Here is a 9,009-nt window from a genome sequence, read left to right as displayed (position 1 = left end):
TCCCACGGCAGATAGCCCGCCCGGCGGATGAGGTCGCGGCCTTCGGGGCCGAGCAGCCAGTCCCGGAAAGCGCGGCTGTCGTCGTCGAGCGGACGGCAGGCGATCAGGCAGAGCGGCACGATGAGCGGATAGCTGCCGTCGCGCAGGCTCGCGTCCGTGGGCGTCACGCCGTCCACGGCCAGCGGACGAAAGTCGCCGTCCGGGAACCATTTGTCCAGATACCAGCGCAGGCCGAAGCCCAGCGCCCCCGCCCGCTTGCGGTAGCGGGCCACGTCACATGCCGGCCCCATCGAGGGTCGTTCCAGCAGGGGAGGGGCGGCCTCCTCGCCGCGCAGGACGAGCTCTTCCAGCGCGTGCTGGTTCTCGTCCCATCCTTCATGCTGGAAGGGGAGGATGCGCTCGTCCCGGCCGCCGACTTCCTTCCAGTTGGTGATCTCCCCGGTGTAGATGCGCCGGAGCTGTTCGCTGCTCAGGTTTCTTACGGGATTGTCCTTCTGGACGAAAAAGACGAGGGCCTCGCGGGCCACGGGCCGCACATCGGGCGTGAGACCGCGGGCGCGCAGGGCGTCAAGCTGCCGCTGCGACGGCGGCGGGCCGAAAAAGATGTCCACGGAATCCGGCCTGTCTATCCAGGAGGAGAGTCGGGCCTGTTCCACGCGCCGGGACAGGATCTCCTCGGAGAGGAGGCATCCGTCCTCGTCAAGGCAGGCCACGGCCTGGAAGGCGGCGGCGTACAGGGGCCTGGAGGACTTCACGCCGCTCAGCGTGGGCAGGTCTTCGCCAAGGCGCAGCGAGGGCGGCGCGGCGGGCAGCACCAGCGTGTTGCCCGCACGTTCGGGGGAAAATCTCCCCCAGAACTGCAACAACACCGTTTTGTCGAGGGCATCGTCCTTGCCGCTGACGGTATCCCGCAGCATGGTATGCAGATCGACGGCAACGGCCGCACAGCACAGGACGAAGACAAGCAGCTGGCTGATCACCACCACGCGGCGGCTCCGCACGGGGGGACAGGCGCGGATCCCGAGGCGGAAGGCAAGCAGGAACAGGCCGTAGGTCAGCAGAAAGGACGCCGTCAGCAGGCCGTAGAGGTGGACGGGGCCGAAGCGGATGCGGACGCATACGAACACGAAGACGAGAAACAGCGGCAACGGCAGCAGGAGCGGCAGATATCTGGCGTTGAACGTGGGCTTCGTCCGTGCGTGGGCCGCCAGCCAGGCGCCGTAGGCCATAGGTACGGTGAGGCTGAAACAGACGACCGCCGCGAGGAGGGAATACTCACCGGGCAGGCAGCGAAGTTCAGACGCAAGCTCGAGGGGGATGCCGTTATTCTGGACGAGGAGAGAGCCGCCTTTCAGGACGAAAAATGCTTCGTCCAGGATGAACAGGTTCAGGAGGGTGCAGAGCGGCAGGATGAACACGCTCACGGTAACGGTCGCGGTCTGATACCACGCTGTCCTCGCCCCGTCGTCGTCGGTGGGCCGCTCTTCCCCGTCGCGCCCTTCCGCCTTTTTCCGTGCGTGGCTGTGGAAGCAGAAGGCAAGCAGGAACACCGCATACAGCAGGGCGACGGCAAACAGCAGCAACAGCTTGTGGGGCTCTGACCACGGGTGTTGGAGCAGGGAGCTGAGCTCCTCCGTGGCCGGGGGGATGAAAGCAAGCATGAGGAGCGGCAACAGCGGGGGGAGGAGCAAGGCGGATACGGAGCATCCCCGGGGCGCTTCGGCGGCCAGCCTGCGACCCAGGGACGCCACGAAGGAGATGCTGGTGTAGAGGATGAGCAGGCCGAACGCCAGCAAGTACGCCAGGGGAGACCAGATCGACACGGCGAAAAGCTTGAAAAGGCAGCTCACCCCCACTTCCAGTCCGCCCCAGACGCCGCCTATGCTCACGCAGAGGAGCCAGAAGCCCAGGGCCGCGGTCATGAGCGCATAGCGCGGATATGTACGCGTCATCATCGGATGTTCTCCTTGTTCCCGTGGTTTTCCGTGTCGCCGCCGTTTTCGGCGGTCCCGTCGTTTTCTTCGTCCCACGGCAGATAGCCCGCCCGGCGGATGAGGTCGCGGCCTTCGGGGCCGAGCAGCCAGTCCCGGAAAGCGCGGCTGTCGTCGTCGAGCGGACGGCAGGCGATCAGGCAGAGCGGCACGATGAGCGGATAGCTGCCGTCGCGCAGGCTCGCGTCCGTGGGCGTCACGCCGTCCACGGCCAGCGGACGAAAGTCGCCGTCCGGGAACCATTTGTCCAGATACCAGCGCAGGCCGAAGCCCAGCGCCCCCGCCCGCTTGCGGTAGCGGGCCACGCGAGCGGAAGGGAGATCGCTGGACGAAAACGGCAAATAGTCTTCCCGCAAGGGGGGAGCGGCGGCCTCGCCGCGCAGGACGAGCTCTTCCAGCAGGAGCTGGTTCTCGTCCTCCGCCTCATGCTGGAAGGGGAGGATACGTTCGTCCCGGCCGCCGACTTCCTTCCAGTTGGTGATCTCCCCGGTGTAGATGCGCTGGAGCTGTTCGCTGGTCAGGCTTTTTACGGGATCGTCCTTCTGGACGAAGAAGACGAGGGCCTCACGGGCCACGGGCCGCACCTCGGGCGTGAGCCCCTGGGCGCGCAGCGCGTCAAGCTGCCGCTGCGACGGCGGCGGGCCGAAAAAGATGTCGGTCGATACGGCGGCCAGCCGCTGCCGCTCATAGCGCTCGCTGTATTCCACACGTTCCCGCGTCAGCCGCTCGTACCGTTCCCTCCAGGAGAGGAGGCGGCCGTCCTCGTCAAGGCAGGTCAGGGCCTGCAGGGCGGAAGCGTAGAGCGGCAGAGCGGCCAGCGTGCCGTCCAGACGGCTCGGACTTGCGCCGAGGCGCAGGGAGGGCGGCGCGGACGGCAGCGTGAGGGCGTTATCTTCCTCACGGGGGAAATACTTTTGGGCGAACTCCCAGTTCAGCGAGGGGATGACATCATGCACGCTGTTGTAGTTCCCCCGCGTCAGCGAGACCATGTTGACCGTATAGGCCGCACACGGCGGGACAAGCACGAGCAGCAGGCAGGCCACGCCCACGCGGCGTCCCCGCGTCGGCTCCTGTCCCAGGGTGCGGGCCTCGCAGCCGAAGCCGAAAAGGAACAGGCTGTAGATCAGCAGGGAGGCTATCCCCGTGGACTGGTACAGGAGCAGGGGCACGGAGATGTCCGTGCGCATGAAATACAGACTGAGGGAAAGAAACAGCAGCGGCGGCAGCAGGAGGGGCAGATAGCGCGCGGCGAAGGTGGCGCGAAAAGGCGCTCCGGAAGCCAGCCAGCGACCGTAGTCCAGCGCGACGGCAAAGCCCAGGAGGGAGAGCGACGAGGAGGAGCGCAGCCATGACGTGCCGTCGGACAGGCCGTATACTTCCCGACCGAGGAAAAGGAGCAGCGGCGCGGTCATGCAGCCCAGACACAGGGCCAGCGGGACGGTCGCGGCGACCGCCATGACCAGATAGCGGACGAGGTCCCTTCCCGCCTTTTCCGGTCGTCGCGGCGCGGGACCGGTGAAAAGGCCAAGCAGGAACAGTCCGTACGGCAAAACGAACAGCAGCGTCTGCACGCCGATCACGTCCTCCCCCGCGAACAGGGAAGCCGTCAGGAAAGGAAGCGCCACCAGGAGATACAGCAGCGGCATCAGCAGCGGCGCCAGCGGAGGGAGCAGTCTTGCCGGGAGCGCGAGGGGGGCCTTGGCTCGGAGCAGGCGACCGGCATATATCGGCAGGAAGAAGAAAGGACAGAAGGACGCCAGGACGTGCGGCGCGAACACGTCATAGCGCAGCAGGTCATGGGCGAAAGAGATGGCGAATCCCGCGAACAGTGCCAGAAGAGCACAGCCGATGCTCATGGGGATATAGGAAAAAGATCTCGTTTCCATCATCGTTCTTCCTCCGCGTCCCCGTTGTCCCCGCGACTCTCGTGGGCCGCCGTGTCGCCGCCGTTCCCGGCATTTCCGTCGCTTTTTTCGTCCCACGGCAGATAGCCCGCCCGACGGATGAGGTCGCGGCCTTCGGGGCCGAGCAGCCAGTCCCGGAAAGCGCGGCTGTCGTCGTCGAGCGGGCGGCAGGCGATCAGGCAGAGCGGCACGATGAGCGGATAGCTGCCGTCGCGCAGGCTCGCGTCCGTGGGCGGCACGCCGTCCACGGCCAGCGGGCGGACATCGCCGTCCGGGAACCACTTGTCCAGATACCAGCGCAGGCCGAAGCCCAGCGCCCCCGCCCGCTTGCGGTAGCGGGCCACGCGAGTGGAGGGCGGGATGCTGTACATGAACGGCAGGTAATCTTCCCGCGGGGGAGCGACGGCCGCCGCCCCGCGCAGGATGAGCTCTTCCAGCGCGAGCTGGTTCTCGTCCTCCGCCTCATGCTGGAAGGGGAGGATACGCTCGTCCCGGCCGCCGACCTCCTTCCAGTTGGTGATCTCCCCGGTGTAGATGCGCCGGAGCTGCTCGCTGCTCAGGCTTCTTGCGGGATCGTCCTTCTGGACGAAAAAGACGAGGGCCTCACGGGCCACGGGCCGCACATCGGGCGTCAGTCCCCGGGCGCGCAGCGCGTCAAGCTGACGCTCCGACAGCGGCGGCCCGAAAAGGAGGTCGATCTCCCCGTCGGCCAGGCGCTGGATATCGTAGCGTGGGCTGTAGTCCACACGTTCCCGCGTCAGCCGCTCTTTCCGTTCCCTCCAGGAGAGGAGGCGGCCGTCCTCGTCAAGGCAGGTCAGGGCCTGCAGGGCGGCGGCGTAGAGCGGCAGGGCGGCCAGCGTACCGTCCAGCCGGTACGGGCTTGCGCCAAGGCGCAGGGAGGGCGGAGCGGCGGGCAGCGCCAGAGCGTTGTCCTCCTCACGGGGGAAATACTTTTGGGCGAACTCCCATTCCAGCGAGGGGGCGGCATCATGCACGCTGCTGTAGTTCCCGCTCGCCAGAGAAGCGAATTTGACCGCATAGGCCACGCAGAACGGAGCGATCACGAGCAGCAGGCAGACCACGCCCACGCGGCGTCCCCGCGCGGGCTTCCGGTAACGGTCCTCGCGGCGGAAGGCAAAAAGGAACAGGCCGTAGATCAGCAGAAAAGCCAGGGTCGCCGCCTCGAACAAGAGGAACGACTCGGAAGAAAAGGCGTGCATGAAGTAAAAGCCGAGAGAAAGGAACAAGAGCGGCGGCAGCAGGAGGGGCAGATAACGCGCGGCGAAGCTGCTGGGAGAAGGTGCCCGGGAAGCCAGCCAGCGACCGCATTCCAGCGCGACGAAGAGGCCGGAAAGGCCGAGCGGCCCCGACAGGAAGATCTTTACCTTGGTGCTGGACGATGCGTAGAGATCCCAGGCGCAGACAAGGAGCAGCGGCGCGGTCATGCAGCCCAGACACAGGGCCAGCATGGCGGTGGCGTCCACCGCCATGAACAGATAGTGCGCGTAGGTTTTTCCCGTCATCTTCCGCTGTCGTTCCGCGGGACCGGCAAAAAGGCCCAGCAGGAACAGGCCGTACGGCACGAAAAGGAGCAGGACGGTATCGTCCGGCATTTCACTGAAAGGCATCTCCATATACAGCGGCAGCAGCACCAGCGGCAGCGGCAGGAGCAGGAGGTTTGCCATGAACGAGCCGGATACCTCCATCCTGATCAGCCGCCCGACATATGCGGGCAGGAAGAGGAAAGGACAGATGAACGCCACGATGGACGGATCGAAGAAATCATCACGCAGCGCCTGCCGAATGACGGCGAGCAGAAACCCTTCGACCAGTGCCGGAAGAGCGAAGGCTGTGCTCACCAGGGCGCGTTCCACATGTGTCATCGTCCCCGACATGGCGGGTCCTCCGTGTCCTTGCCTTTCCCCGCGTCGCCGTCGTTTTCCTCGTCCCACGGCAGATAGCCCGCCCGGCGGATGAGGTCGCGGCCTTCGGGGCCGAGCAGCCAGTCCCGGAAGGCGCGGCTCTCGTCGCTGAGCGGGCGGCAGGAGATCAGGCAGAGCGGCAGGGCGAGCGGATAGCTGCCGTCGCGCACGGTCGCGTCCGTGGGCGGCACGCCGTCCACGGCCAGCGGGCGGACATCGCCGTCCGGGAACCACTGGCCCAGATACCAGCGCAGGCCGAAGCCCAGCGCGTTGTTCCGCTTGTAGTAGCGGGACACGACGTTGACGGACAAAAAGTCGCAGCTCCTGAGTTCTTCCCGCAGGGCGGGCAGAGGCGTTTCCCCGCGCAGGATGAAACGCGCCAGCATGTCCTGATTCTCATTGTTTTTTTCATGCTGGAAGGGGAGGATGCGCTCGTCCCGGCCGCCGACTTCCTTCCAGTTGGTGATTTCCCCGGTGTAGATGCGCCGGAGCTGCTCCCTGCTCAGGCTGCTGACGGGATTGTCCTTCTGGACGAAAAAGACGAGGGCCTCGTGGGCCAGCGGCCGCACGTCGGGCGTCAGTCCCTGCGCGCGCCACGCGTCAAGCTGCCGCCGTGACGGCGGCGGACCGAAAAAAATGTCCGTATCCCCGTCGGCCAGCCCTTCCAGTCCCCTCATATCGCCTCGCTGCCAGCCGACCGCTATCTCCGCTTCAAAGCGAGCCTCATCGCCAAGGGGACGGCCGTCCTCGTCAAGGCAGGTCAGGGCCTGGAAAGCGGCGGCATACAGGGGCAGGGCGGCCAGCGTGCCGTCCAGCCGGGGCAGGTCCCCGACAAGGCGCAGGGAGGGCGGCGTGGCAGGCAGCGTCAGGGCGTTGTCCGCACGGTGCGGGGAGTACCTTTCCGCGAATTCCCAGTCCAGCAGGGGGACGACATCGTCGCCGGAAAGGGTCCTGTCCCGCACGCTCTGCCAGGCGAGGCCGGTGGCCACGCACAGGACGGCAAGCGGCAGGAAGAGGCGCAGCATCCCCTTGCGACGTTCCCGCGCGGGTTCGCGTGTGCGGTTCCTGAGGCAGAAGGCCAGAAGGAACAGGGCATACAGCGGCAGGAAGATCGCTCCCCCCAGCGCATACATGGCAAGCGGGATGTCGGTGGGGAAAAACAGCAGACAGCAAAGCGCCGTGCCGAGCGCCAGCAGCGGCGGCAGCAGCAGGGGCAGGAATTTGGCGGCGAAGGTGGGCGGGAAATGCGCTCGCGCCGCCAGCAACCAGCCGCAGGCTGACGGCATGGCCAGGATGATGACGACGGCTGCCGGTCGGAAAAACGCGGGAGGGAGGACTTTCATCAGCGGGAAGAGGCCGCCCAGGATCAGCGGCAGGGGCAGGAAACTCACGACGGCAGCCGTCGTCAGGTAGCAAAGATATTTCCGCGTCATCATCGGGCCTCCTCCGTGTCTTTGCGTTCCCTTGTGCCGTCGCTCCCGCCGCCGTTCCCGGCATCCCCGTCGCTTTCCTCGTCCCACGGCAGATAGCCCGCCCGACGGATGAGGTCGCGGCCTTCGGGGCCGAGCAGCCAGTCCCGGAAAGCGCGGCTGTCGTCGTCGAGCGGGCGGCAGGCGATCAGGCAGAGCGGCACGATGAGCGGATAGCTGCCGTCGCGCAGGCTCGCGTCCGTGGGCGGCACGCCGTCCACGGCCAGCGGGCGGACATCGCCGTCCGGGAACCACTTGTCCAGATACCAGCGCAGGCCGAAGCCCAGCGCGCCGCTCCGTTTGCGGTAGGCGGCCACACGGCGGACGGGGCCGCTGTCGCAGGGATCGAGCTGCCTTTCCTCCCACAGGGGCGGGGCGGCCTCCTCGCCGCGCAGGATGAGCTGTTCCAGCGCACGCTGGTTCTCGTCCCCTTGCTCATGCTGGAAGAGGAAGATGCGTTCGTCCCGGCCGCCGACTTCCTCCCAGTTGGTGATCTCCCCGGTGGCGATGCGCCGGAGCTGCTCCCTGCTCAGGCTGCTGACGGGCTCGTCCTCCCGGACGAAAAAGACGAGGGCCTCGTGGGCCAGCGGCCGCACGTCGGGCGTCAGTCCCCGTGCGCACCACTCGTCGAGCCGACGCTGCGACGGCGGCGGCCCGAAAAAGAAGGCTATCTCCCCGGCGGCCAGCCGTTCCCAACCGTCCATACCGTTGCACTCCACCACCGGCGGCATGTGGCGCTCCCGCCGCTCGTCGGAGGTGAGACGCTCGCCGTCCACGGCCCGCGCTGCGGCGGCGTAGAGCGGCAGGGCGGACAGGGTGCCGTCCAGCCGGGGCAGGTTTGCCTCAAGGCGAAGCGAGGGCGGCGCGGCCGGGAGGACGACGCCCTTGAGATCGTCGAGGCTGTACGGCCGTATGCGTTGCGCATCGTCAAAAAAGGTGACGCGCCGCACGGCATACAGATCGACGCCCACGACAGCGCCGCAGACGGCCGCCGTCAGCAGCAGGCAGGCAAGGCCCCCGCGGCGCCCCCGTGTCGTCTCCCGCGTGCGGTTCCTGACAAGGAAGGCAAGGAAAAAAAGACCGTACTGGGGCAGCAGCAAAAAACGTACCCCGTCCGCAAGTTCCGCAAAGGTGGTGGGAGGAACGCGCAGATGGCGGCTCATCAGGAAGAGGTAGACGCAGGGCGGCAACAGGAGAGGCAGGAATTTGCCGCAAAAGGTGGGCGGGAAATGCGCCCGTGCCGCCAAGGACCAGCCGCAGACAAGGGGCAGGATGACGCACAACGCCAGCACGCCCGGCACCGTGAGGAGCGAAAAGGCCAGACGGGCAAGGCCGATCATCAGACCGTTGTCCATGAGAAGATACGGCAACAGCGGCAGCGGAAACAAAAAGCTCACGGCAAAGGCCGTGACCATGTAACGCAGCTTTTCCCCCGTCCCCATCAACAGTCCCCTCGCTCCGCCCGACTGCGCCGGTATGCCGCCCCTTCGTACCGTCACGCCCCGGCACGATACAAGACATGGCCACCCCGAAGCAAGTCCAACAGCGGCAACAGCTGCGACGATACTATTCGCTGCTTTGCTTGCTTTGGGGGGAAGGGGAACCCCTCGCGCTGCTGTCGATGCCCGTAAGGCTCCTGCGTCGCCAACGGGCACGGCCCGACTGGGGGGAAGGGGAACCCCTCCGCCGGCGCTGGAGGGGTTCCCCTTCCCCCCAGGCCCCC

At 66.8% G+C, this 9,009-nt stretch carries 5 protein-coding genes; all 5 read right to left on the bottom strand.

The genetic code is table 11. The features are described from left to right. A partial coding sequence (locus Q0K00_RS11750; protein WP_297229755.1) for a substrate-binding domain-containing protein occupies positions 1-1,955 on the bottom strand: 1,955 nt, incomplete at its 3' end. Further along, on the bottom strand, positions 1,952-3,880 hold the full coding sequence (locus tag Q0K00_RS11745) for a substrate-binding domain-containing protein (RefSeq protein WP_297229753.1): 1,929 nt from the start codon (positions 3,878-3,880) through the stop codon (positions 1,952-1,954). The genes Q0K00_RS11750 and Q0K00_RS11745, both read right to left, overlap by 4 nt. Continuing rightward, entirely contained in the window at positions 3,877-5,790 is a 1,914-nt protein-coding gene (locus Q0K00_RS11740; RefSeq protein ID WP_297229751.1) for a substrate-binding domain-containing protein, read from the bottom strand. The genes Q0K00_RS11745 and Q0K00_RS11740 overlap by 4 nt, the downstream gene beginning before the upstream one ends. Further along, positions 5,775-7,253 (bottom strand): substrate-binding domain-containing protein, encoded by a 1,479-nt coding sequence (locus Q0K00_RS11735; protein ID WP_297229749.1) that lies wholly within the window; start codon positions 7,251-7,253, stop codon positions 5,775-5,777. The genes Q0K00_RS11740 and Q0K00_RS11735 overlap by 16 nt, the downstream gene beginning before the upstream one ends. Continuing rightward, complete coding sequence (locus Q0K00_RS11730; protein ID WP_297229747.1) at positions 7,250-8,728, bottom strand: substrate-binding domain-containing protein; 1,479 nt, start codon at positions 8,726-8,728, stop codon at positions 7,250-7,252. The genes Q0K00_RS11735 and Q0K00_RS11730 overlap by 4 nt, the downstream gene beginning before the upstream one ends. Positions 8,729-9,009 lie beyond the last annotated feature (281 nt).

Source organism: uncultured Desulfovibrio sp., assembly GCF_944327235.1.
Classification (GTDB): Bacteria; Desulfobacterota; Desulfovibrionia; order Desulfovibrionales; family Desulfovibrionaceae; genus Desulfovibrio.
Note: the sequence above shows the minus strand (reverse complement) of the source record. Positions and strands in the feature narration are given on the sequence as shown.

Coding starts and splice junctions, on each gene's coding strand:
- Q0K00_RS11740 (WP_297229751.1), bottom strand. CDS start 5,790: ATGTCGGGGACGATGACACATGTGGAACGCGCCCTGGTGAGCACAGCC.
- Q0K00_RS11745 (WP_297229753.1), bottom strand. CDS start 3,880: ATGATGGAAACGAGATCTTTTTCCTATATCCCCATGAGCATCGGCTGT.
- Q0K00_RS11735 (WP_297229749.1), bottom strand. CDS start 7,253: ATGATGACGCGGAAATATCTTTGCTACCTGACGACGGCTGCCGTCGTG.
- Q0K00_RS11730 (WP_297229747.1), bottom strand. CDS start 8,728: ATGGGGACGGGGGAAAAGCTGCGTTACATGGTCACGGCCTTTGCCGTG.